Annotated in this window: 20 protein-coding genes, 1 rRNA gene and 1 pseudogene; 2 read left to right on the plus strand and 20 right to left on the minus strand. The window is 71.3% G+C overall.

The annotated features are described in order from the left end of the window. The first annotated feature begins 61 nt into the window (after positions 1-61). Complete coding sequence (locus tag SOM11_RS04675) at positions 62-1,141, plus strand: aliphatic sulfonate ABC transporter substrate-binding protein (protein WP_320477331.1); 1,080 nt, start codon at positions 62-64, stop codon at positions 1,139-1,141. Continuing rightward, positions 1,138-2,016 carry an ABC transporter permease gene (locus SOM11_RS04680; RefSeq protein WP_320477332.1) on the plus strand — a complete coding sequence of 293 codons (879 nt, stop codon included), beginning with the start codon at positions 1,138-1,140 and terminating at the stop codon, positions 2,014-2,016. Before SOM11_RS04675 ends, SOM11_RS04680 begins: the two co-directional genes overlap by 4 nt. A gap of 128 nt (positions 2,017-2,144) precedes the next feature. Here SOM11_RS04680 and SOM11_RS04685 read toward each other — a convergent pair whose 3' ends face one another. The 20 genes and pseudogenes from SOM11_RS04685 to rrf all read right to left on the minus strand — a co-directional run. After that, positions 2,145-2,708, minus strand: coding sequence for a hypothetical protein (locus SOM11_RS04685; RefSeq protein WP_243216188.1), 564 nt, complete (start codon positions 2,706-2,708; stop codon positions 2,145-2,147). 95 nt (positions 2,709-2,803) lie between these two features. After that, positions 2,804-3,349, minus strand: coding sequence for a hypothetical protein (locus SOM11_RS04690; RefSeq protein WP_320477333.1), 546 nt, complete (start codon positions 3,347-3,349; stop codon positions 2,804-2,806). After that, a complete protein-coding gene (locus SOM11_RS04695) occupies positions 3,346-5,109 on the minus strand; it encodes a hypothetical protein (RefSeq protein ID WP_320477334.1) in 1,764 nt (587 codons plus the stop codon). Before SOM11_RS04695 ends, SOM11_RS04690 begins: the two co-directional genes overlap by 4 nt. 920 nt (positions 5,110-6,029) lie before the next feature. Beyond that, positions 6,030-7,478 (minus strand): ribosome biogenesis GTPase Der, encoded by a 1,449-nt coding sequence (der, locus tag SOM11_RS04700; RefSeq protein WP_371740743.1) that lies wholly within the window; start codon positions 7,476-7,478, stop codon positions 6,030-6,032. Positions 7,479-7,550: 72 nt separating this feature from the next. Beyond that, entirely contained in the window at positions 7,551-8,375 is an 825-nt protein-coding gene (cmk, locus tag SOM11_RS04705; RefSeq protein WP_197981877.1) for a (d)CMP kinase, read from the minus strand. Beyond that, entirely contained in the window at positions 8,372-9,508 is a 1,137-nt protein-coding gene (locus SOM11_RS04710; RefSeq protein ID WP_320477355.1) for a prephenate dehydrogenase, read from the minus strand. Before SOM11_RS04710 ends, cmk begins: the two co-directional genes overlap by 4 nt. A 1,433-nt stretch (positions 9,509-10,941) precedes the next feature. Further along, positions 10,942-11,724 (minus strand): annotated as a pseudogene (locus SOM11_RS04715) (pseudouridine synthase); the annotation flags it as partial. Next, complete coding sequence (scpB, locus tag SOM11_RS04720) at positions 11,714-12,349, minus strand: SMC-Scp complex subunit ScpB (protein WP_320477335.1); 636 nt, start codon at positions 12,347-12,349, stop codon at positions 11,714-11,716. The pseudogene SOM11_RS04715 and the gene scpB, both read right to left, overlap by 11 nt. Further along, the gene (locus SOM11_RS04725; RefSeq protein ID WP_414655444.1) at positions 12,339-13,181 is read right to left on the minus strand and encodes a segregation and condensation protein A; all 843 of its coding nucleotides are present in this window, start codon (positions 13,179-13,181) and stop codon (positions 12,339-12,341) included. The genes scpB and SOM11_RS04725 overlap by 11 nt, the downstream gene beginning before the upstream one ends. After that, positions 13,165-14,076, minus strand: a complete 912-nt coding sequence (locus SOM11_RS04730; protein ID WP_192060563.1) for a ParA family protein — start codon at positions 14,074-14,076, stop codon at positions 13,165-13,167. The genes SOM11_RS04725 and SOM11_RS04730 overlap by 17 nt, the downstream gene beginning before the upstream one ends. A gap of 95 nt (positions 14,077-14,171) precedes the next feature. Next, entirely contained in the window at positions 14,172-15,116 is a 945-nt protein-coding gene (gene xerD, locus SOM11_RS04735) for a site-specific tyrosine recombinase XerD (protein WP_320477336.1), read from the minus strand. Positions 15,117-15,141: 25 nt separating this feature from the next. Further along, positions 15,142-15,702, minus strand: a complete 561-nt coding sequence (locus SOM11_RS04740) for an NUDIX hydrolase (protein ID WP_320477337.1) — start codon at positions 15,700-15,702, stop codon at positions 15,142-15,144. Next, on the minus strand, positions 15,699-17,423 hold the full coding sequence (locus SOM11_RS04745; RefSeq protein WP_320477338.1) for a CTP synthase: 1,725 nt from the start codon (positions 17,421-17,423) through the stop codon (positions 15,699-15,701). Before SOM11_RS04745 ends, SOM11_RS04740 begins: the two co-directional genes overlap by 4 nt. A gap of 150 nt (positions 17,424-17,573) precedes the next feature. After that, positions 17,574-19,280 carry a DNA repair protein RecN gene (gene recN, locus SOM11_RS04750; protein ID WP_320477339.1) on the minus strand — a complete coding sequence of 569 codons (1,707 nt, stop codon included), beginning with the start codon at positions 19,278-19,280 and terminating at the stop codon, positions 17,574-17,576. Then, positions 19,277-20,239 (minus strand): NAD kinase, encoded by a 963-nt coding sequence (locus SOM11_RS04755; RefSeq protein ID WP_320477340.1) that lies wholly within the window; start codon positions 20,237-20,239, stop codon positions 19,277-19,279. Before SOM11_RS04755 ends, recN begins: the two co-directional genes overlap by 4 nt. Then, the gene (locus SOM11_RS04760) at positions 20,203-21,027 is read right to left on the minus strand and encodes a TlyA family RNA methyltransferase (RefSeq protein WP_320477341.1); all 825 of its coding nucleotides are present in this window, start codon (positions 21,025-21,027) and stop codon (positions 20,203-20,205) included. Before SOM11_RS04760 ends, SOM11_RS04755 begins: the two co-directional genes overlap by 37 nt. Next, the gene (locus tag SOM11_RS04765; RefSeq protein ID WP_320477342.1) at positions 21,024-21,212 is read right to left on the minus strand and encodes a hypothetical protein; all 189 of its coding nucleotides are present in this window, start codon (positions 21,210-21,212) and stop codon (positions 21,024-21,026) included. The genes SOM11_RS04760 and SOM11_RS04765 overlap by 4 nt, the downstream gene beginning before the upstream one ends. A 13-nt stretch (positions 21,213-21,225) precedes the next feature. Then, positions 21,226-22,230 (minus strand): HAD-IIA family hydrolase, encoded by a 1,005-nt coding sequence (locus SOM11_RS04770; protein WP_320477343.1) that lies wholly within the window; start codon positions 22,228-22,230, stop codon positions 21,226-21,228. Beyond that, positions 22,223-23,056, minus strand: a complete 834-nt coding sequence (locus SOM11_RS04775; protein WP_320477344.1) for a hypothetical protein — start codon at positions 23,054-23,056, stop codon at positions 22,223-22,225. The genes SOM11_RS04770 and SOM11_RS04775 overlap by 8 nt, the downstream gene beginning before the upstream one ends. Positions 23,057-23,743: 687 nt before the next feature. Further along, positions 23,744-23,835 (minus strand): 5S ribosomal RNA (gene rrf, locus SOM11_RS04780); the annotation flags it as partial.

Consider the following 23,835-nt stretch of genomic DNA (forward strand, 5'->3'; position numbering starts at 1 on the left):
CGCCCACACCCCAGATCCTCCCCACGAACTGCACCGCCCCCGACAGCACGGAGACGACACGATGACGACCCGCCCCTCCTTCACTCGCCGCACCCGCACCTCCTGGGCCGGCGCCCTCGCCCTCACCGCCGCGACCGCGCTCGCCCTCACCGGCTGCGTCGCCGGCGAAGACGCCCAGGGCGACGCGGCCGGCGCGGGCACCGACTCCGATGCCGCCGCAGGCAGCAGCACCAGCGGCGAGTGGTCCACCGACACCCTGAACATCGACTTCGCGACCTACAACCCCCTCAGCCTGATCGTCAAAGACCAGGGCTTCATCGAGGAGGCGCTGGGCGACGACGTCGAGGTCACCTGGACCCAGTCGGCCGGCAGCAACAAGGCCAACGAGCTGCTGCGCGCCGGAGCCGTCGACGTCGCCTCCACGGCCGGCTCCGCCGCTCTGCTCGCCCGCTCGAACGGCTCACCCATCCACACGATCGACATCTACTCGCAGCCCGAGTGGTCGGCCCTCGTCGTCCCCGAAGACAGCGACATCACCGACGTCGACGACCTCGAAGGCAAGACGATCGCCGCCACGACCGGCACCGACCCGTACTTCTTCCTGCTGCAGGCGCTCGACGAGGCCGGGCTCAGCGCCGACGACGTCACCATCGAGAACCTCCAGCACGCCGACGGACGCGCCGCCCTCGAGAACGGCAGCGTCGACGCCTGGTCGGGCCTCGACCCGATCATGGCCGCCAGCGAGGCCGAGTCGAACACGAAACTCATCTACCGCAACGTCGACTTCAACACATACGGGTTCCTCAACGCGACCGAGTCGTTCATCGACGAGTCGCCCGACGTCGCCCAGGTCGTCGTCGACGCCTACGAGAAGGCCCGCGCCTGGGCGGAGGACAACCCCGACGAGACCGCGAGCATCCTCGCCGACGTCGCCGGCATCGACCCCGCCGTCGCCACCAGCGTGCTCGAGCGCACCCACTTCGACGTCGACCCCGTGCCCGGCGACGACCAGCGCGCCGTCCTCGAGGTCGTCGCGCCGATCCTCGTCGAGACCGGCGACGTCGCCTCGCAAGACACCGTCGACGACGCCCTCGACTCGCTCTTCGACCCCTCCTTCGCCGAGGAGGCCGACCCGTCGTGACCGATCTCGTCTCCGGCAGCACCCGCGAGGCCGACGCCCGTCAGGCCGTCCGCGACGCGACCGTCCCTCCGACCGCAGCAGCAGCCGAGGAGGCGCGGCGCACCTCCTCGGCTCCCTCCCGTCGCCGACGCCTCCCCCTGGCACTGCTCGGGGTGCTGTTGCCCGTCGCCGTGCTCGCTGCCTGGCTTCTCGCCACCAGCGTCGGAGGCGTGCCCAGCTATCGCGTGCCGTCGCCGCTCGACGTCTGGACGGCCGGCGTGCAGCTCGCCGGCACCGGGCAGCTCGGGCAGTACGTCGCGATCTCGGTGCAGCGGGTGCTGATCGGCTTCGCCGTCGGCTCGCTGATCGGACTCGTGCTCGGTGCCGTCGTCGGGCTGTCGCGGGTGGGCGAGGCCGTGCTGGCGCCGTCGATCGCGGCCGTGCGCGCCGTGCCGTCGCTCGCGTGGGTGCCGTTGCTGATCCTGTACCTGGGCATCGGCGAGGACTCGAAGATCACGCTGATCGCGATCGGCGCGGCGTTCCCGGTGTTCACGACCGTCGCCGGGTCGCTGCGGCACGTCGACCCGCACCTCGTCGAGGCGGGGCGGGCCTACGGGCTGCGCCGGGTGTCGCTGTTCACGCGGGTGCAGCTGCCGGCGGTGATCCCGTCGCTGGTGTCGGGGCTGCGGCTCGCGCTCGCGCAGGCGTGGCTGTTCCTGGTCGCGGCGGAGCTGATCGCCTCGTCGATGGGGCTCGGGTTCCTGCTGACGGAGTCGCAGTCGAACGGTCGCGTCGACCGCATCTACCTGGCGATCCTGCTGCTGGCGCTGCTCGGCACGCTGAGCGACACCGTGCTGAACGTGGTGCAGCGCGTGGCGCTGCGCCGCTGGCGCTAGCCGCCCCGCTCGCGCCAGCAGACCCGCTCGGCCGCCTCATGAACCGCGTTCGCGAAGATGAACCGCGATCTATCGCAGTTCATCTTCGCGAACGCGGTTCATCGGAGCACGAGCGCCCCGTGACGTGGTCATCGCCTCGACGATGCCGCGGGCCGCACCGGCTTGGGGAACGCGGCGCGCATGTGGTCGCTGGTGAGAAGGTCGCCGATGCCGATCATGAGCAGCGAGAACACGATCTGCTCGACGACCATCCAGCCGGGGTAGAGCCCGGGGATGGTCGCGACGATCAGCGTCACGATCGGGAAGATGCGGCTGAAGAGCCTGAGTCGTGCGTACGCCCAGTAGTAGCCGAGCTGGGCGCGCCAGGCGAAGACGTAGAGCGAGGCGGTGATGAACAGGACGACGGTCGACCGGAACCACACCGCCCAGGGGACGTGCTCGCCCCGGCTGGCGAGGACCGCCGCGATGAAGATCGCGGTCAACCCGACGACCGTCTCGCCGAACAGCAGCCACCGGATGCCCCCGAAGCTGCGGACGGTGCGCGGGTGCTCGCGCATGTCCTCGTGGATGACGTAGCCCGCGTGCCGCCCGCCCGCGAACCGGTCGAGCTGCAGCCGCTGCCACACCCGGTCGGCGGCCGCCGACAGCCCAGTCACCGAGGAGGCGCGGTGCCACAGCCCAGCGCCCGTCACCTTCGCACCTCGCCCACGCGTCTCACGAGAGACAATGCTGCCCTACCCGAGCCCTCCTCGCGCTCCGCCTGCTCGGGATCAGCGGTGGATCACGCTCAGTAGCTCGGCCCTCGGACCTCGCCGGGCTCGATGTCCGCGCTCGGCGACATGGTGGAGAGGTGCGCCGACCGACGGTCCAGGGCCATGGACAGGAGATACACGGAGCCTCCCGGGCCGGTGATCACCAGCTGCGGGGAGCCGTCGGGCATCTGATCGCGTTCGGCAGTCCAGCCGTCACGGCCTCCCCAGTGGTCGACCCCCGTCTCGAAGTACGGCTCGGCGTCGACAGGCCCGGTGAAGACGATGTCCAGGTGCCCGGCCCAGTGATGCGTCCCGTCACTCGAGGTGAGGATGCTGCCCTTCGGGTTCTGCACCACTGACGCGACGAGAGGCTGCGGAATGACCTTCGCCACCTCCAGAGCCGTCTCCTGGGTCTGTGCCTTGGCCTCCGCCAGGGCGACTCCTGCGGTCGTCTCCGTCATGTCCACCTGCTCCGTCATCTCCACCTGCTCCTTCTGCTCCTCCTTCTCCGTCGAACATCCGCAGATGACGAGAGCTGCAGCGAGAACGACCGACGGCACGAACACGGACGTCAGTCTCACCGCGCCACCAGCCGTTCGATCCGCTCGAGTGCTTGCAGATTCCGGGCATTGTTCTGCGCGATGAGCGAGTGGTTCTCGACCAGGATCTCCATCTTCCGTTCGAGTGACGTCGTCAGAGCGAGTTCCGCATCATGCGGACCCTTGAGGAGTCCCTCGTTGTCGAACGCCCAGTGGTTGCCGGGGTTCCTGCCGCTCCACACCTGACCCGACCACTGCGCGACCTGCAGGAAGTCGAGGTAGCGGTAGTCCGTGTAGGTCGTCCCCTCGCGGGGCTGCCAGGTGCTCGGCATGCCCGCGCCGGCCAGGGACACGACGTGGTCGTAGTGGGCGCCCGCCACCTCCGACGACGTCACGTTCGCCAGGCCCCAGCTGTGCCCGATGCCCGCCTCGCTGACGAGCGCGGGGTCGTAGGACTGCCGGAGTCCGTTCTGCAAGCCGACGAGCCGGGCGGCCGTGGGCTCGGCCAAGGCCGGCACGTTCGCCTCGGGGATCGTCTGCGGGAATCGCCCGTCTTTCGCGACGAACGTGACCGTGCGTCCGTCACGCGCCGCGAACCAGTCCCCCACCTGTTGCACGCCTCGTGGCTCCTGATAGAACGAGTCGAGCGTCGTCCCCGTGCCCGGCACGTAGGTGGCGATCGTCGTGGTCTCGGGGCCGAACTCGCCGATCATCTCGACGATCCGATCGGCGGCCGGGTCGAAGAGATACAGCTTCACGACGGGAGGCTCGGCGACGGCCCCCGCGAGATAGGCCCGCTCTCGTGTCATCGCCGCGATCTCGTCGGCGGTGAACCGGGCGCCAGGTGGCCCCCCGGAGGCCATCATCGCCTCGAGCTCGTCGCGACGACGTCCGGCGTTCACCCGGTTCGCGAGCACCCGCGCCGACGGCGGCAGACCATCGAGCGACCCGACCACCATGGGCGCCCCCACCACCAGCGCCGCCTGCTCAGGGCTCAGCCCGTCGTCGTCGATCGGCCCTGTGCGACCCAGCTCGTCCCACCACGCTCGCACCCGCTCGGGGTCGGCCCGGAGCGCCTTGTCGACCAGCTCGGGGTGGTCGTCGAGCAGCAGTCCGAGATCCGTCCGTGACAGCCCGCCCAGCAGCGCCAGCAGCTGCTCGGCCGACGGGGTCGCGACCGCCGCCTCGCCGATCGCCCGCGGTCGACCGATCACGACCGGGTCCGTCAGCTCGTCGATGCATCGACGATCGGCCGCCGCCCGCTCGTGCTCCAGCTCGTCGACGGCACGTTCGACAGTTCGCAGCTCGCGCTGGTCGTCGTCGATACGGCGCTGCAGCGTCGACCTCTCGCCCGCCCGGAAGTCGACCGCCGCCGCGACCCCGGTCGGATCCGCCACCGCCAGCTCGGCTGCCTCGCGCGTGATCGCCTCGACCCGCGCCTCCCCCAGCATCAGCGACGTGTGCGCCTTCGTGCGCCGTGCCTCCAACGCCCGCAGCCGGTCTTGGATCGCCTCGACCGCACGCGCGTAGACCCGCAGAGTCGACGCGTGCTGCTCGAGCCCGGCGGCCAGCGCCGTCAACTCGGCGGCGACGTCGGCGGTCGCCGCCGCGAACTCCCGCCCCGAACGCCCCTGCCACGAACCGGCCGCCCACGACGCCGCCTCTCTCAGCTGGAAGGCGGCCAGCTCGTGGTCGTCGGCCTTCTGCGATCGCGCTCGTGCGGCCCGCTCGATCGCCTCCACCGATCCCGACCCCGGACCGGCGCCCGATCCCGTCCCGCCGATAACCCCCGTCGCGGTCATGGACGGCCCCCCGCCGCAGCCCCGACCCCGGTCCCGGCCCCGGTGAAGGTCCCCGCCCCGACCCCAGTCTCGGCCCCGGTGAAGGCCCCCGAGCCCGAGCCAGCCTCAATACCGGTCCCGGCCCCAGCCCTGGCGCCAGCAGCAGCCGCAGCGCCAGCGCCAGCCGCAGCCCCAGCGCCAGCCCCAGCCCCAGCGCCAGCCCCAGCCCCAGCCCCAGCCGCAGCCGCGACCCTCGACGAGACGTCGCGAACCGCACCCCCGGCCCCCGACACCCCCGTCGCAAGTGCCGAGTCGGTGCGCCCGACCTCACGCACGAACGCCGCGGGGAACAGACTCAGGCGCTCGAGCACCCCACCCAGGAACTCGACACGACGACGGAGCTGCCGCGTCGTCTCGTCGAGCGCCTCGGCCACCCGGGCGGCCCCCACCGCGTCGGACGACCCTCGGGTCAGAGCCGCGTCGAACCCGATGTCTCCCCGCGCCCCCGACACGGCCGATGCCACCCCCGACAACGCCGACTCGTCGACCTGCAGATCCGCCACTCGCTCCCTCTTCCACCTCGCCCCACGGCTTCGCATACCGTACGTGATTCACATCACACTAGCAAGGTGAACGAGGGGGTCAGGACATCGTGGAGACGCCCTGCCCGGCCGACGCCTGTGGAGGGAGGGTCGATCACGGCCCAGGAGGCGCGGTGCGAGATCGGCCCGGCATCCCTCGAGTCCGCAGATCGCCGCACTCTCACCGCCACCGACTCGACACCCCGCCACCAGATCAGATGGCGGGGTGTCGACAAGGTGGCGGCGTATCACGGACGCCCAGCCCCACACCGCGCGGCCCCACAACGCCAGAAGGTGGACACAGCACCAGGCTTAAACCCGGCGTCGTGTCCACCTTCTGGCGTCGAGCGACCAGCCCGACTACGCGCGCTTGCGCTTCTCGCGCACCCGCATGTTCACGGTGATCGGCGTCCCCTCGAAGCCGAAGATCTCGCGCAGGCGGCGCGTGATGAAGCGGCGGTACTGCGGGTCGAGGAACCCGGTCGTGAAGAGCACGAAGGTCGGCGGGCGGTTGGCCGCCTGGGTGCCGAACAGGATGCGGGGCTGCTTGCCCGAGCGCAGCGGGTGCGGGTGCTCGGCGACGAGCTCGGCGAGCAGGGCGTTGAACTTGCCGGTGGGGATGCGGGTGTCCCACGACTCGAGGGCGAGCTCGAGCGCGGGCACGAGCTTCTCGAGGTGGCGACCGGTGCGGGCCGAGATGTTGACGCGCGGTGCCCACGACACGTGATCGAGGTCCTGTTCGATCTCGCGCTCGAGGTAGCGGCGACGGTCGTCGTCCAGGAGGTCCCACTTGTTGAACGCGAGCACGAGCGCACGGCCCGACTCGAGCACCAGGTCGATGATCCGCAGGTCCTGAGTCGAGATCGACTCGGTGACGTCGATGACGACGACGGCCACCTCCGCCTTCTCGAGCGCGGCCGAGGTGCGGAGCGACGCGTAGAAGTCGGCACCCTGTTGGAGGTGCACGCGCTTGCGGATGCCGGCGGTGTCGACGAAGGTCCACACGCGCCCGGCGATCTCGACCTGCTCGTCGACGGGGTCGCGGGTCGTGCCCGCGAGCTCGTTGACGACGACGCGCTCTTCGCCGGCCGCCTTGTTCAGCAGCGAGCTCTTGCCGACGTTCGGGCGACCGAGGATCGCGACGCGGCGGGGCCCGCCGATCTCCTCCTTCGCCACGGTCGACACCGCGGGCAGCTTCGTCATGCAGAGGTCGAGCAGGTCGGCGACGTTGCGACCGTGCACCGCCGAGGCGGGGAACGGCTCGCCGAGACCGAGCGACCAGAGCGATGCGGCCTCGAGGTCCTTGCGGGCGTCGTCGCTCTTGTTGGCGACGAGGATGACGGGCTTGTGCGAGGCGCGCAGCATGCGCACGACGGCCTCGTCGGTGGCGGTCGCTCCGACGTTCACGTCGACGACGAACAGCACGGCGTCGGCGAGGTCGACGGCGATCTCGGCCTGCATGGCGACGGACTTGTCGATGCCGATGGCGTCGGGCTCCCACCCGCCGGTGTCGACGAGGGTGAAGCGACGCCCGCCCCACTCGGCCTTGTACGAGACGCGGTCGCGCGTGACGCCGGGCTTGTCTTCGACGACGGCCTCGCGCCTCCCGAGGATCCGGTTGACCATGGCGCTCTTGCCGACGTTCGGGCGACCGACGATGGCGAGCACCGGCAGGGCCGGGGCGTAGGTGAGGGCGTCAGGGTCCCATTCGCCGCCCTCGAGGACGTTGACGTCCTCTTCGTCGAGGTCGTAGTCGGCCAGGCCGGCGCGCAGTGCGCGAGCGCGCTGGTCGGCGTCTTCGTCGGGCATCGCCTGGATGCGGCCGACCATCTGCTCGTCGAGCTCGGGGTACTTGTCGTCGTCTGCCATGGTGATTCCTTATTAAGAGGGGGTGCTCGCTCGCACGAGCCCGACCACGGCGTTCACCGTCTGGTCGAAGTCGAGATGGGTGGAGTCGACGGTCGACACGCCGGGGGCGGCGGTCATGAAGTCGACGACCTTGCTGTCAAGCCGGTCACGGTTCGACAGCTGCCGAGCTGTCTCATCGGCACTCTGCCCGGTGACCTCGGCGGAACGCCTGGCCATTCTAGCCTCTTCGGTCGCCGTGAGCAGGATCCTCACCTGGGCATCGGGTGCGACGACGGTCGTGATGTCGCGCCCCTCGGTCACGATGCCGGGCTTCTCGGTCGACGCGATGATGCGGCGGAAGAGGTCGACCATGTACCGACGCACCTCCGGCAGCTTCGCGACGTGGCTCACGGCGGTGGTGACCCGCGGGGTCCGGATCTCGTCCGTCACGTCGCGACCGTCGATCGTCACCGAGGAGGCGCGGGCCGGGTCGATCGTGATGTCGTACCGGAACGAGGGCAGCACCCCGATGATCGCCTCGGCGTCGTCGAGGTCGACGCCGCTGTCGAGGGCGTGCAGGGCGAAGGCCCGGTAGGCGGCCCCTGTGTCTTGGTAGTCGAACCCGAGGGCCGACGCGGAGGCGCGGCTCACGCTCGACTTCCCGCTGCCGGCCGGGCCGTCGACGGCCACCACGAGGTGACGGTGCACGGCCTCGGCGGTCTCGTCGCGCAGCTCGGCGGTGTGGGCCTCGCCGGCCGGCCCGCCCACGCCGTGCTCGCCGGGCGAGCGCTCGACGTCGAGGGCCGGGTCGACGGCGGGGTCGACGCCCGGGTCGACGGTGGGCTCGGTGCCGCTCATGCGAACGCCCCCGCGATGGTCCAGCCGCGCCGTTCGAGTTCGGCGACGAGTCGTTGTTCTTGGTCGGGCACGATGGCCACCTCCGCGAGTCCTACCGGGGCGCCGGGCGAGTGCTCCAGGCGCAGGTCTTCCAGGTTGACGCCGATCTCACCGATCTCGGTGAGCAGCCGGGCGAGCTGCCCCGGGGTGTCGTCGACGAGCACGATCACCGAGCTGAACTGGGTCATCGAGCCGTGCTTGCCGGGCAGGCGCGAGACTCCCCCGTTGCCGGCGCCGATCGCCTCGGCCACGGCCCGGCGTGCGCCGGGCGCCTCGGGGGCGGCGAGCGCGCCGATGACCCCGTCGAGGTCGACGCGCAGGGCGCGCAGCACCTCGACGACGCGCGAGGCGTTCGCACCGAGGATCTGCACCCAGAGCGCCGGATCGCTGGCGGCGATGCGGGTGACGTCGCGCACGCCCTGGCCGGCGAGGTCGAGCGACGAATCGGGGGCGTCGGCGAGTCGGCTGGCCATGAGGCTGGCGACGACCTGGGGCACGTGGCTGACGAGCGCGACGCCGGCGTCGTGCTCGTCGGGGGTCATCTCGATCGGGGTGGCCCCGAGATCGAGGGCGAGGTCCTCGACGGCCGCGGCGCGTCGGTAGGTGATGTCGTCGTGCCCGGCGATGACCCACGGGCGGCCGATGAAGAGGTCGGCGCGGGCCGAGACGGCTCCGCCCCGCTCACGACCGGCCATGGGGTGCGAGCCGATGTAGCGCGAGACGTCGGCGCCGAGCTGACGCAGCTCGACCAGCGGCGCGACCTTGACCGACGCGACGTCGGTGACCAGTGCCTCCGGAAATCTCTCGAGCTCGGTCGCGACGATGGTCGCGGTGACGTCGGGCGGCACGGCGACGACGACCAGCGTGGGCCGGTCGTCGCTCGCGGGTGCGCGACCCGCGCCGTAGTCGATGGCGAGGCTGCGGGCGGCCGGCGAGACGTCGTCGAGGATGACGTCGACGCCGTGCTGCCTGAGCCGCAGCCCGATGCTCGTGCCGAGCAGGCCGGAGCCCACGATCCGCACCTGACCGGCCAGCCGTCGGCTGCCGTCGGCGAGACCGTGGGCGTCTGCCTGCTCGTCGGTCTGTTCGTCGATGCCGACCGCGTCAGCCGAGGAGGCGCGGGTCGGCTCGGTCACGACCGGCCACCCCCGCGAGGACCACGCCCTCCGTCGTCGCCACGGGGCTTGTACGGACGGTCGCCGCCGCGCGACCCGCCGCGACGGTCGTCGCCGCCGCGGTCGTCACGAGCGGGACCGCCGCGCGAGCCGCCACGGTCGTCACGACCCTGGTAGCCGCCGCGGTCGCCGCCACGGTCGTTGCGACCCTGGTAGCCGCCACGGTCTCCGCCGCGCTGCTCGCCACCACGGTCGTTGCGACCCTGGTAACCGCCGCGCTCGGAGGAGCCGCCGTCGCGCCCCTGGTAGCCACCACGGTCGTTGCGACCCTGGTAACCGCCGCGCTCGGCACCACGGTCGTCACGACCCTGGTATCCGCCACGCTCGGCACCGCGGTCGTCGCGGCCCTGGTAGCCGCCGCGGTCGCCGCTGCGGTCCTCACGGCCGCCACGGCCGGGGCCGCCGGCGCGGACGCCGGAGGGACGCCCAGTGCGGGGGTCGCGGTTCTGGTCGCGGTTCGGGTAGCCCGCCGCACGCTCTTCGCCGGGGCTCAGCGGACGGTCGCCGCCGCGAGCGCCGGGCCCGCCACGGTCGTCACGCGAGACGAAGCCGCCGCGCTCGGGTCGGCCGCCACGGTCGTCCCGCGACACGAAGCCGCCGCGATCCGGGCGTCCGCCGCCGTCCGGGCGTCCGCCACGCTCGGGGCGCCCACCACGGTCGTCACGGCTGTACCCACCGCGCTCGGGCCGGGCACCACGGTCGTCGCGGTCGTAGCCGCCACGCTCGGGTCGGCCACCACGGTCGTCACGGTTGTAGCCACCGCGCTCGGGGCGCGCACCGCGGTCATCACGGTTGTAGCCACCACGCTCGGGCCGCGCCCCGCGGTCATCGCGGTTGTAGCCGCCACGCTCAGGTCGCGCACCGCGGTCGTCACGGGCGGATCCACCCTGCGCCGCGCCTCCTCGGCTGCTGCTGTAACCACCGCGGTCGTCACGCGAGCCGTAGCCACGGTCGTCACGAGCCGGACGGGCACCACGGTCGTCACGCGACGCGTACCCGCGGTCGTCACGAGCCGGTCGAGCGCCACGGTCGTCACGCGAGCCGTACCCACCACGGTCGTCACGAACCGGTCGGGCCCCGCCCGCACCGCGGTCGTCGCGCGTCTCGCGGCGGCCGGCCTGCTGGCGGCGCACCTCCGAGCGTCGTGACGTGGCCGCACCGGTGTCGCCCTTGAAGCCGGACGGGCCCCGGCGGCGCTTGGCGTCGCGGGCGTCGGTCGCGGGGTCGAACTCCTCGTCGTCCTCGTCGTAGAACTCCTTCTCGACCTCGTCGTCGTCGAGGGCGACCTCGACCACGTCGGCCTCGACGACCGGCGCATCGGCGCTCTCGGTCACCGGCGCGGCGTCGACCCTGGGCGAGGGCGTCGCGTCGCGCGCGATCGTGAGGATCGCCCCGAGCTCGGCCTTGTTCAGCGTGCGCATGTGGCCGACCTTCAGCGTGCCGAGGTGCAGCGGCCCGAACGAGCGGCGCACGAGGTCGATGACGGGGTGGCCCACGGCCTCGAGCATGCGGCGGACGACGCGGTTGCGACCCGAGTGCAGCGTGATCTCGATCAGCGACGAGTCGTTCGAGCGCGACAGCCCCGCGCCGCCGCCGACGAGCGCGGCCTTGTCGGCGGAGATGGGGCCGTCGTCGAGCTCGACGCCCGACAGCAGCTGGGCGATGACGTTGGGCGTGATGACGCCGCGCACCTTCGCGATGTAGGTCTTGGTGACACCGAACGAGGGGTGCGCCAGCACGTGGGCCAGCTCGCCGTCGTTGGTCAGCAGCAGCAGACCCGAGGTCTCGACGTCGAGGCGGCCGACGTTGAAGAGGCGCTCTTCGAACTCGTTGGTGAACTGACGGAGGTCGGGTCGCTCGTTCTCGTCGCTCAGCGTGCTGACCACGCCGACGGGCTTGTTCAGCATGACGTAGCGGCGCGTCGTGTCGAGCTGCACGGCGCTGCCGTCGACGACGACCTTGTCTTTGTCGGGGTCGATGCGTCGACCGGCCTCGGTGACGACCTTGCCGTTGACCGTGACCCGGCCGGCGGCGATGAGGTCTTCGGAGACGCGACGCGAGGCCACGCCCGCCGCGGCCATGACCTTCTGCAGGCGCTCGCCCGAGGGCAGCTCGGACTCGTTCTCAGGCGACATCGTCGAACCCTTCTTGACCGTCGGAGAGCAGCGGGGAGATGAGCGGCAGCTCATCGAGTGAATTGAGGCCGAGATGGGTCAACAGGAGTTCCGTCGTTTCGTAGGTGATGGCTCCGGTCTCGGAGTCGGTGGCCGACTCGGTGATGAGACCGCGCCCGAGCAGCGTGCGTACGACCGAGTCGACGTTCACCGCGCGGATCTGCGCGATGCTGCTGCGGGTGATGGGTTGCTTGTAGGCGATGACCGCCAGCGTCTCGAGAGCCGCCTGCGACAGTCTGGACGGGTTCTGCGTCAGCACGAAATCGCGGACGACCGGGTCGAACTCGGGGCGGACGTAGAATCGCCAGCCGCCGCCCACCTCGCGCAGCTCGAATCCGCGCCGGGTGCCGCCGTCGGCGCCGTCGAAGTCCGCCACGAGCGACTCGACGGCCTGGCGCACCGCCGCCGTCGGAGCACCGACCGCGGTCGCCAGCGACACGAGCGACTGCGGCTCGTCGGCCACCATCAGGATCGCCTCGAGCGAGCGGGCGATCGCCTGCCCCGACACGGCGCCCTGCCCCGAGGAGGCGCGGGTCGCCGAGGAGGCGCGGGTCGCCTCGCGAGTGCCGGTCGCCTCAGTCGTCATAGTCGGCCCCCAGGCTGTCGAGCGCCTCGTCGTTCCAGTCGAGCGCCGTCCATCGGACGCTGAGCTCGCCGAGCGGCTCGATCTGCTCGAACGAGATGACGGCGTGACGGTAGAGCTCGAGCAGTGCCAGGAACCTCGCGACGACGACGCCGCGCTCGTCGACGCCCGATACGAGCTCGCGGAAGGTCAGGGTGCCGCCGTCTCGCAGCATCGAGACGACGACGGCCGCCTGCTCGCGGATGCTGACGAGCGGGGCGTGCAGGTGGTCGAGCCCGACCGTCGGCAGCTCGCGCGGGGCGAGCGCGAGGGTCGCGAGGGCGGCGAAGTCGTCGGGGCTGAGCGTCCAGACGAGCTCGGGGGTCGTCACCCGGTACTTCTGCTCGAGCCGCACCGATCGAGCGTGCCGGGCCGCTTCGGCCGTGCCGTGCTCGCCGAACCACTCGGCGGCCTGCTTGAACGCCCGGTACTGCAGCAGCCGGGCGAAGAGCAGGTCGCGCGCCTCGAGCAGCGCGACGTCTTCGGCGTCGACGAGTTCGCCCTGCGGCAGCAGACCGGCGACCTTGAGATCGAGCAGGGTCGCGGCGACGACGATGAACTCGCTCGCCTGATCGAGGTTCTCGCCGGTGTCGACCGTCTTGAGGTATGAGATGAACTCGTCGGTGACGGCGCTCAGCGCGACCTCGGTGACGTCCATCTCACGTCTGCCGATCAGCGTCAGCAGCAGATCGAACGGGCCGCTGAAGTTCGACAGCGTGACCGCGAACCCGGTGCCGACGGCATCGGGGGCGGAGAGGGCGTCGGTGACGACGCTGGCGTCAGGCCGCGGCACCACGCGCGATCAGCTCTCGGGCCAACTGCCGGTAGGCCTGGGCCGCCGGGTGCTCGGGGGCGAACTGGGTGATGGGGGTGCCGGCCACGGATGCGTCGGGGAACTTCACGGTGCGGCCGATGACGGTCTCGAGCACCTCGTCGCCGAACGCCTCGACCACGCGCTCGAGCACCTCGCGGCTGTGCAGCGTGCGCGAGTCGAACATGGTCGGCAGGATGCCGTCGAGCGTGATGGCGGGGTTGAGACGGTCGCGGACCTTCTCGATCGTCTCGACCAGCAGGGCCACACCGCGCAGGGCGAAGAACTCGCACTCGAGCGGGATGAGCACGCCGTGCGCGGCGGTCAGCGCGTTGACGGTCAGCAGACCGAGCGAGGGCTGGCAGTCGATCAGGATGACGTCGTACTCGTCGCTGACCTGACGGATGATGCGGGCCAGGATCTGCTCGCGGGCGACCTCGTTGACCAGGTGCACCTCGGCGGCAGAGAGGTCGATGTTCGCCGGCATGACGTCGAGGTTCTCGACTCGGGTGGGGACGATGACCGCGTGCGCGTCGCGCTCGGTGCCGATCATCAGGTCGTAGACCGTGGCCTGGTCGTGCGCCTGCACGCCGAGCCCCGCGGTGAGGGCGCCCTGGGGGTCGAAGTCGATGGCGAGCACGCGTCGGCCGTATTCGGCGAACGAGGCGCCGAGGTTGATGGTCGTCGTGGTCTTGCCGACACCGCCCTTCTGGTTGCAGAGGGTGATGATGCGCGCCGGGCCGTGACCGTCGAGACGCTCGGGGACGGCGAACTCGGTGCGAGGGCGACCGGTGGGGCCGTTGACCGGCCCGGTCGACGCCGGGGTCGACGGAGCGGCCTCGAAGAGGGCGGGTGTGCTCGATGTCGGCTTGGTGCTCACACGACGATGGTAACGGCGACCCCCGACACCGGCGGTCTGCCGCGCCCGACCCGAGGGCGAAGAAGGTTCATGCCTTGCCTGAGGGTTTTACCTGGTCAGACACCAGGTGCCGCGGTAGGGCGCGGAGTCCGCCGACGCGCCCGGGGGTGCGCCTGCGAGTACATGTCGCGCAGCGCGTCGGCCGTCACGAGCGTGTAGATCTGCGTGGTCGCGACCGACGAGTGACCCAGCAGCTCCTGCACCACCCGCACGTCCGCGCCGCCCTCGAGCAGGTGCGTCGCGAACGAGTGGCGGAACGTGTGCGGCGAGACGTCGACGTCGAGCTCGGCCCGCTCGGCGGCCGCCTGGATCACCAGCCAGGCGTTCTGACGCGACAGCCGAGCGCCGCGAGCGCCGAGGAAGAGCGCCGGCGTCGCCTCGCCCCGCACCGAGAACCCGGGGCGTGCGCGCACGAGGTAGTCGTCGAGAGCACGGCGGGCGAAGCTGCCGAGCGGCACGATGCGCTGCTTGCCGCCCTTGCCGAACAACCGGACGACGTCGCCCTCGATGACGTCGTCGACATTGAGCGACACCGCCTCGCTCACCCGCGCCCCGGTCGCGTAGAGCACCTCGAGCAGGGCCTTGTCGCGCACCCGCACGGGGTCGTCGCCGTCCGTCGCAGCCAGCAGGGCCTCGATCTGCGCGACCGAGATCGCCTTCGGCAGGCGACCGGGCAGCTTGGGCGGACGCGTCGTCGCGGCGACGTCGGTCTCGACCAGGCCCTCCTCGAGCAGGAACCGGTGCAGCCCCCTGACCGACGACAGCACGCGGGCGACGCTCGCCGCACCGAGCGGTCTCTCGGCGCGAGTCGAGAGCGCGACCGGGAACGCGGCCACGTCGGCGACCGTGACGTCCCCCGGGGAGGCGCGGTGCGCCTCCTCGAGATGCCCCTGCCACAGTGCGAGATCGCGTCGATAAGCCGCCACCGTGTTGGCGGAGAGACCCCGCTCGACGGTGACGTGCCTCAGGTACCGGTCGACCGCCTCCTCGATGGTGGTCATGCGAGACCGGGCCGTCGGTGCGCGGTCAGCGCGAGGCGTGGGCCGCGAGGGCGGCGATGGCGAGGATGGAGTTCTGCAGCCGGCCGGCGAGCACACCCGAGACGATGTCGTCGAGGGCGACCCAGCGCACCTCGATGTCGGCCTCCTCCGCCTCGCGGGCGAACGCCGTCTCGGTGGCCGAGACGCCCGTCGCCTGGAAGACCGTCACCGTCTCGTCGCTGCCGCCGGGGGTCGTGCGGAAGGTCACGAGCTCGCGCCAGTCGGTCGCCGCGAGGTCGGCTTCCTCTGCGAGCTCGCGCTGAGCGGCGGCCAGCTTCGGCTCGCCGTCGACGTCGAGCAGACCGGCGGGGAGCTCCCACTCGCGCGACCGGATCGGGTGCCGGTACTGCCGGATCACGAGCACACGCGCCTCGTCGTCGACGGCGAGGATCGCGACGGCGCCGGTGTGGGCCACGTACTCTCGGACGATCGTCGCGCCGTCGTAGTCGAACGCGTCGCGGCGGATGTTCCACACGGCGCCCTCGAAGACGACGTCGGACGACGTGACCTCGGGCTCGAAGGCCTCGTCGGCGAGCAGCTCGCTCATGCGCCGACCGTCTCGGCGTCGACGTGACCGACCTGACCGGCCTGGCCGGCGTCGTCCGCGTCGTCGGCGAACAGTCGGCTCGAGTTCTGACGCTCGAGCGACGCCTCGACGAGACCGCTGAACAGCGGGTGCGCGTGGTTCGGGCGCGACCGCAGCTCGGGGTGCGCCTGCGTGCCGATGTAGAACGGGTGCTCGCTGCGGTCGAGCTCGACGTACTCGACCAGGGTGCCGTCGGGCGACGTGCCCGAGAAGCGCAGGCCGGCGTCGGCGATCTGCTGGCGGTACTGGTTGTTGACCTCGTAGCGGTGGCGGTGACGCTCGTCGACCAGCTCGGAGCCGTACAGCTCGGCCGCCAGCGAACCCGGTGTCAGCGCGGCCGGGTACAGACCGAGGCGCATGGTGCCACCGAGGTCTCCGCCGGCGATGATGTCGACCTGCTCGGCCATCGTCGCGATGACGGGGAACTCGGTCTCGGGGTCGAACTCGGACGAGGAGGCGCCGGCCAGGTCGGCCTCGTTGCGCGCGTACTCGATGACCATGCACTGTAGCCCGAGGCACAGGCCGAGCGCGGGGATCTTGTTCTCGCGGGCGAACCGCAGGGCGCCGAGCTTGCCCTCGATGCCGCGGATGCCGAAGCCGCCGGGCACGCAGATCCCGTCGACCTGCGACAACGCGGCGGCCGCGCCTTCGGGGGTCTCGCAGTCGTCGGAGGGGATCCACACGAGCTTCGCCTTGGCCTGGTGCGCGAACGCCCCGGCCCGCAGCGCCTCGGTGACAGAGAGGTAGGCGTCGGGCAGGTCGATGTACTTGCCGACCAGACCGATGGTCACCTCGTGCTTGGGCTGGTGCACGGCGTCGAGCACGGTCTGCCAGCCCGACCAGTCGACCTCGCCGGCCTTCTCGTCGAGACCGAGGTGACGGATGATGTACGAGTCGAGGCCCTGCTCGTTCAGCATGGTGGGGATGTCGTAGATGCTCGCGACGTCCTTCGCATTGACGACGGCGTCTTCGTCGACGTCGCACATCAGGGCGATCTTCCGCTTGTTGCTCTCGCTGACGGGACGGTCGCTGCGGAGCACGAGGGCGTCGGGCTGGATGCCGATCGAACGGAGCGCCGCTACCGAGTGCTGCGTCGGCTTGGTCTTCTGCTCACCCGACGCGCCCATGTACGGCACGAGCGAGACGTGCACGAAGAAGACGTTCTTGCGACCGAGCTCGTGACGCACCTGACGGGCCGACTCGATGAACGGCTGGCTCTCGATGTCGCCTACCGTGCCGCCGACCTCGGTGATGATCACGTCGGGCTTGAGGTCGCCCTCGGCCTGCTGACGCATGCGGCGCTTGATCTCGTCGGTGATGTGCGGGATCACCTGCACGGTGTCGCCCAGGTACTCGCCGCGGCGCTCCTTCGCGATGACGGTCGAGTAGATCTGGCCGGTCGTGACGTTCGCGGCCTGATCGAGGTTGATGTCGAGGAACCGCTCGTAGTGCCCGATGTCGAGGTCGGTCTCGGCGCCGTCGTCGGTGACGAAGACCTCGCCGTGCTGGAAGGGGTTCATCGTGCCCGGGTCGACGTTGAGGTACGGGTCGAGCTTCTGCATCACGACGCGGAGTCCGCGGGCGGTCAGCAGGTTGCCGAGGCTGGCGGCGGTGAGGCCCTTGCCGAGCGACGAGACCACGCCGCCGGTGACGAAGATGTGCTTCGTGACGGAGGGTGTCACCGAGTCGCTCGTGAGGCCGGCGCGGCCCGACGAGGCGGCGTCAGAAGGGCCGCCCCCGTCGATCGAAGAGGAATCAGGGCCCGAGTTCTGTACGTTCACCACGGGATTCCATCCTATGTCACGAGCGGGGCGCAGACCAGCCACGGGGTGTTACGAACGTGTGTCGGCTCGGTCTCGCGCCAGGTCGAGCAGTTCGCGGGCGTGGTCCAGCCCGCTCGTGCTGTCGGGCAGCCCCGAGAGCAGCCGCGCCATCTCGGCGACCCGGTCGTCGCCCTCGAGCTGCTGCACGCTGCTCGCGGTGACCTCGCCCGAGGCGTCCTTCACGACCCGCAGGTGGTTCGTGGCGAACGCGGCGACCTGGGCGAGGTGAGTCACGACGATGACCTGCGCTCGATCGGCCAGGGCGGCGAGCCGCCTGCCGATCTCGATCGCGGCCGAGCCGCCGACGCCGGCGTCGACCTCGTCGAAGACGAACGTGGGCACGTCGCTCGATCCGGCCATGACGACCTCGAGGGCGAGCATGACGCGCGACAGCTCGCCGCCCGACGCACCCTTGCCGAGCGGGCGGGGCTCGCTGCCGGGGTGCGGCCGCAGCAGCAGCGACACGACGTCGGCCCCCGAGGCTCCGAGCTCGTCGCGGGGCGTCACCTCGACGACGATCTCGGCGCCCGTCATGGCGAGGGCTCCGAGCTCGGCGCTGACACGCTCGGACAGGTCCGCTCCGGAGGCGCGGCGCAGCTCGGTCAGTCGCGCCGCCCTGGTCTCCGCCTCGGCCCGGAACTCGCGCACCTCGTCGTCGAGCTGGGCCAGGCGGTCGTCGTCGCCGTCGAGCTCGAGCAGACGACGGCTGCCGTCGTCGAGCAGACGGATGGCGTCGTCGAGGGTCGGGCCGTGACGGCGGACGAGCGCCGACAGATCGGCGCGTCTGGTCTGAACGGCCTCGAGATCGCCGGCCGCGTCTCCGTCGAGACCACCGAGGTAGCTCGAGAGCCGAGACGACGTCTCGGAGACCTGCACGCTCATCTCGGCGAGCAGATCGGCGATCGGCCCGAGGGCCGGGTCGTGGGGTGCGACGCGATCGATCTGCCGACGGGCCTCCTCCACGAGCCCGAGGACGTCGCGGGTGCCGTCGACGGCCTCGGTCGACAGGATCTCGTGGGCGAGCCCCGCGGCGAGACGCAGGTCTTCGGCGTTGCTCAGGCGTTCGGCGGTGGCGTCGAGCTCGTCGAGCTCGCCGGCGACGGGGGCGACCCCCTCGATCTCGGCGATGGCGGCCCGGAGGTCGTCCGCCTCGGCCCGGCGGGCGTCGCGGTCGCGGGTGATCTCGTCCAGCTCGGCACGCGCGGCCAGCCAGGCGTCGTACGCGACGCGGTACGACGCGGCGGCCTCGGCGAGCGGCGCACCGCCGTGGGCGTCGACGGCGGCGCGCTGGGCGGCTGCCGACTTGAGGCGGATCTGCTCGGACTGCCCATGCACGACGACGAGGTGGTCGCCGAGGTCTCCGAGCACGCCGATCGGTGCGGCACGACCGCCGACGATGGCGCGGCTGCGCCCCTCGGCCGAGACGACGCGGCTGAGCAGCAGCTCGCCGTCGTCGACGTCGCCGCCGGCCTCGGTCACCCGATCGACGACCGGCCCGTCGGCGGCGACCAGCCAGCGCCCGTCGACGACGGCCTGACCGCTGCCCGAGCGGACGATGCCGCTCTCGGCGCGCTGGCCGAGCAGCAGCCCCAGGGCCGTCACCACCATGGTCTTGCCTGCGCCCGTCTCGCCGGTGACGGCCGTGAAGCCGGGTCCGAGCGGAAGGGTGGCGCGACCGATCACGCCGAGGTCGCGGATCGAGATCTCCTCGATCACGAGGTGGCCGCCTGATCCGGACCGCGCCAACCGGTGACCGGCAGGTGGAACTTCGCGACGAGCCGGTCGGTGAACGGCCCCTGGCGCAGACGCGCCAGACGGACCGGCTGCGTCGACCGCGTGCACTCGACGCGGGCGCCCGGCGGCAGGTCGTGCTCTCGCCGACCGTCGCACCAGAGGATGCCCTTCGCCTCGGTGCGGTTCAGCACCTCGACGGCGAGCACGGAGTCGGGGCCCACCACGAGGGGGCGGGCGAAGAGCGCGTGAGCGCTGAGCGGCACCAGCAGCAGCGCCTGCACCTCGGGCCAGACGACGGGGCCGCCGGCCGAGAACGAGTACGCGGTCGAGCCGGTCGGGGTCGACATGACGACCCCGTCGCAGCCGAACGACGACAGGGGCCGACCGTCGACCTCGATGACGACCTCGAGCATCCGCTCACGCGACGCCTTCTCGACGGTCGCCTCGTTCATCGCCCAGGTCTGGTAGACGATCTCGCTGCCGTTGGTGACGGTCACGTCGAGGGCGAAGCGCTCTTCGACGTCGTAGTCGTGGGCGAGCACGCGCCGCACCGTGTCGGTCATCTCGTCGCGCTCGCTCTCGGCGAGGAAACCGACATGACCGAGGTTGACGCCGACGATGGGCGCCGAGGTGCCTCGGGTGAGCTCGGCGGCACGCAGGATGGTGCCGTCGCCGCCCAGCACGATCACGCACTCGAGGTCGTCGCAGCTCACGTCGTCGCCGAGGATGCCCACTCGCCCGAGACCCGGTTCGGCCGCCTTGATGTCGTCGAACTCGTCGTGGGGCAGCACCGGGACCACGTCGGCCGCCGCGAGCAGCCCGCAGACCACGAGGGCGGCGTCGATCGAGTCGCGTCGCCCCGTGTGCGAGACGACGAGGATGTGCCTAGTCGAAGTGATGTCTCTCACGCTCCCGTCAAGCTGTCGGCCGTGCTGAGCCATTCTGTCGGATTCGTCCCGGCGGAGGCCGAGAAGCGGACGCAGTACTCCTGGTTCCCCGCGCCTCCGACGACCGGTGAGGGGATGAGCCCGGCGGTACCGAGCCCCAGGTCGTGCGCGGCCCACATCACCGTCGTGACGGCCTCGTTCCGCAACCCGGGGTCGTGCACGACGCCCTCGCGGATGCCCTGTCGCCCCACCTCGAACTGCGGCTTGATCAGCAGCACGAACTCGCTGTCCACACCAGCGCTCTCGACGAGCGCGGGCAGCACCATCGTCAGCGAGATGAACGAGACGTCGGCGACGACGAGGTCGATCGACGCGGACTCGGCCGACATCGAGCGCAGCTGCGGGCGGGTCAGGTACCGCGCGTTGACGCCCTCGACGGTCGTCACGCGCGGGTCGGAGCGCACGCCGGCAGACAGCTGGCCGTGCCCGACGTCGAGTGCGATCACATGCCGCGCCCCGCGCTCGAGCAGCACCTGGGTGAAACCGCCGGTCGACGCTCCGACGTCGAGGGCCGTGCGACCGGCCGGGTCGACTCCGAACGAGTCGAGTGCGGCGATCAGCTTGTGGGCGGCTCGGCTGACGTAGTGGTCGAGCCCGGCGACCTCGACTCGATCGGACTCGGACACGCGGGTCGAGGCTTTCAGCACACCCGAACCGTTGATCGACACGAGACCGTCGGCGAGCAGCCGGGCCGCGTGTGTGCGCGATCGGGCGAGTCCGCGCCGGGCGAGCGCGGAGTCCAGGCGCTCCCCCTCCGCGGTGGGGGTCGTCGCGTCGCTCACGAGCCCTCCGGTCCGTCCGCGGCGGCGCCTTCGAGGACGTCTCGCAGCTCGTCGTGGACCTCGCCGAACGCCGCCACGCGCTCGCCGAGAGGCTGCTGCTCGATCTGCTGGAGGCGCGCCTCCAGACCTTCGACCGCCTCCGTCTGGTCCGTGGTCGGCACCGTCGTCTCGTGGTCCTCGCTCATGGTGGCGTCCACCTTAGTCAGCCGCGTGCAGGGCGGGGTCGACGTCGAGGGCGTAGATGGCGCGCTTCGTGCCCCAGACCGCTGCGGTGCCGGCTCGGACGAGATCGGTGGGGTCGGCGCCGGGCGAGAGCACCCGGACGACGTGGCCGCGCACCGCCACGCTCGCGTCCCGGACGCTGACGACGTGCACGTCGTCCTCGTCGTGCTCGACGACCTCGGGGTAGGGCTGCTGCAGCTCGCGCAGGTCGCCGATGATGAAGTCGGGTCGTGACGCGGCGTCGGCGGACAGCAGCTCCTTCGAACCGTCGATGCCGGTCAGCACGAGCGCGGAGAGCAGCCCCGCGCGATTGGCGCCGATGATGTCGGTGTCGAGCCGGTCGCCGATGAACAGCGCCTTCGTCGCGCCGAAGCGTTCGACGGCAGCCGTGAAGATCGGCGTCTCGGGTTTGCCCGCGACCTCGGGCAGGCGCCCGACGGCCGTGTGGACGGCCGACACGAGCGTGCCGTTGCCGGGAGCGATGCCGCGCTCCTGCGGGATGGTCCAGTCCGTGTTCGTGGCGATCCACGGGATGCCGCGGTGCAGCGCGAACGACGCCTCGGCCAGCTGCGCCCAGCCCACCTCGGGGCTGAAGCCCTGCAGGACGGCGGCCGGCTCGTCGTCCGCCGAGCGGGTGACGACGTAGCCGTTCTCCTCGAGCACGGAAGTCAGCCCCTCGCCGCCCACCACCAGCACCGTCGAGCCTGCGGGCACGGTGTCGCCGAGGAGGCGCACAGCCGCCTGCGGGGACGTCACCACGTCGTCCGCGGTCACCTCCAGACCGTAGCCGCTCAGCTGGTTCGCGACAGCAGCGGCCGTGCGCGACGCGTTGTTCGTGATGTAGCCGACTCGGAGCGTCTCCGCGATGGTGGTTAGGGACTCGACCGCGTGCTCGATGGCCTGACTGCCCCGGTAGACGACGCCGTCGAGATCGGCCAGGACGGTGTCGACACCGTCGAGCGGTGCGGGGCCGTCAGCCACGGTCGCCCTCGTCGTCGGTCGAGGTCTCGTCGGCGGGAGCGGGCTCCTCCACGGGAGCCTCCTCCACGGGAGCCTCCTCCACGGGAGCCTCCTCCAGAGAAGCCTCCTCCAGAGAAGCCTCCTCGGCGGGAGCCTCCTCCGCGGAGTCGTCCTCCCACTCGATGTCCTCTTCGACGATCTCGATCGTCTCGCCGTCGTCGCCCTGCAGGTGACGGTCGATGGCGTCGGAGGCCCGCTCGGACAGTGCCCGCCACTCGTCGGCCTCGGTCTCCCTGCCGAGGTCGTCGAGCACCGTCGCGTACGCGTCGAACAGATCGGGGCTGTACGAGAAGGCCTTGGAGCGGTCGAGCTGAGGGATCTCGAGTTCACGGAGCGCGGCCTCCGCCTGACCGAGATCGAGGCGGGCACCCGACATGGCGATGGCGAGCTGCACGCGCACCGGCACGTCCAGGGTCGCCGGGTCCACGGAGCGACCGAGCTCGAGCGCGCGCTCCGGGCGCTCCAGACCTCGCTCGCTGTCGACCATCAGGGGGAGATGGTCCTCGCGACCCGAGATGCGCCGGTAGGTGCGCAGCTCACGGAGCGCCATCGCGTAGTCACCCACCGTGTAGGCGGTGATGGCGATCGTCTCGCGGACGACACCGATCCGACCGGCACGGCGACCGGCCGAGAGAGCGTGCTTGTGTGCCTCCTCGGGGTCCTCCTCGATGAGGCGTCCGGCCATGACGAGGTGACGAGCGACCCAGTCGGCGTTGTCCTTGCTGAGGGTCTTGAGCTCACCGCGGGCGACCTTGTCGAGGTCGCGGGGTTCCACGTCGTCGGGCACATGCGCGACGTCTTGAGGCGGGCGCACCGACTTGATGCCGAACGGGTCGCGATCCTCGGGGGTCTCGCGGGGGCGGAACGAGTCACGCCCGGAGCGAGGAGCGCCACCACCGCGAAGGGCACCACCGCCGCGACGATCGTCTCCCCCGCCGTTGCGCCCCGAGGAGGCGCGATCCGATCGCTGAGGACGGTCACCGTACGTGGGGCGCTCGCCCCGACCCGCGCGGTCGCCGTACGACGGACGGTCACTGCGTTGGGGCCTCTCCCCCGACGACGGACGATCGGTGCGCTGCGGCCGATCCCCCGACGACGGACGGTCGTTTCGCTGGGGCCGGCCTGCCGAAGACGGGCGGTCCGACCGTTGCGGTCGGTCACCGTACGACGGACGGTCACCGCGCGGCGGGCGGTCACCGCGCGGCGGGCGGGAATCATGTGGCTGATCGCGTCGAGGGCCCCCAGGCCCACTCGACGGTCGGCGGCCGGCAGCCGATCCGGAGTCGTCGGAGCGTCGGGGACGGTCGTTGCGGTCGTCGTCGTCTCGGTCACTCACGGAGGTACTCCCTAAAAATCTCTGCCAGCTGTTGTGTTGTGAGGGTCGACTCTACCAACCCGGAGCCTCGCCTGCAGACGGGGCGTTAAACGCAGAAAGCCCCTTCCGAAGAAGGGGCTCTCTGATCTTTCAAAAGGAGTCCGGCGGTGTCCTACTCTCCCACAAGGTCCCCCTTGCAGTACCATCGGCGCTGAGAGTCTTAGCTTCCGGGTTCGGAATGTGACCGGGCG

This window comes from Frigoribacterium sp. CFBP9029 (assembly GCF_034045305.1).
In the GTDB taxonomy this organism is placed as follows: Bacteria; Actinomycetota; Actinomycetes; order Actinomycetales; family Microbacteriaceae; genus Frigoribacterium.

Bases quoted from the DNA above. Each gene is read 5' to 3' on its own strand.
- SOM11_RS04695 (WP_320477334.1), bottom strand. From the start codon at position 5,109: ATGACCGCGACGGGGGTTATCGGCGGGACGGGATCGGGCGCCGGTCCG.
- SOM11_RS04755 (WP_320477340.1), bottom strand. From the start codon at position 20,239: ATGGCTCAGCACGGCCGACAGCTTGACGGGAGCGTGAGAGACATCACT.
- cmk (WP_197981877.1), bottom strand. From the start codon at position 8,375: ATGAGCGGCACCGAGCCCACCGTCGACCCGGGCGTCGACCCCGCCGTC.
- SOM11_RS04675 (WP_320477331.1), top strand. From the start codon at position 62: ATGACGACCCGCCCCTCCTTCACTCGCCGCACCCGCACCTCCTGGGCC.
- xerD (WP_320477336.1), bottom strand. From the start codon at position 15,116: ATGACCACCATCGAGGAGGCGGTCGACCGGTACCTGAGGCACGTCACC.
- SOM11_RS04740 (WP_320477337.1), bottom strand. From the start codon at position 15,702: ATGAGCGAGCTGCTCGCCGACGAGGCCTTCGAGCCCGAGGTCACGTCG.
- der (WP_371740743.1), bottom strand. From the start codon at position 7,478: ATGCCCGACGAAGACGCCGACCAGCGCGCTCGCGCACTGCGCGCCGGC.
- scpB (WP_320477335.1), bottom strand. From the start codon at position 12,349: ATGACGACTGAGGCGACCGGCACTCGCGAGGCGACCCGCGCCTCCTCG.
- SOM11_RS04765 (WP_320477342.1), bottom strand. From the start codon at position 21,212: ATGAGCGAGGACCACGAGACGACGGTGCCGACCACGGACCAGACGGAG.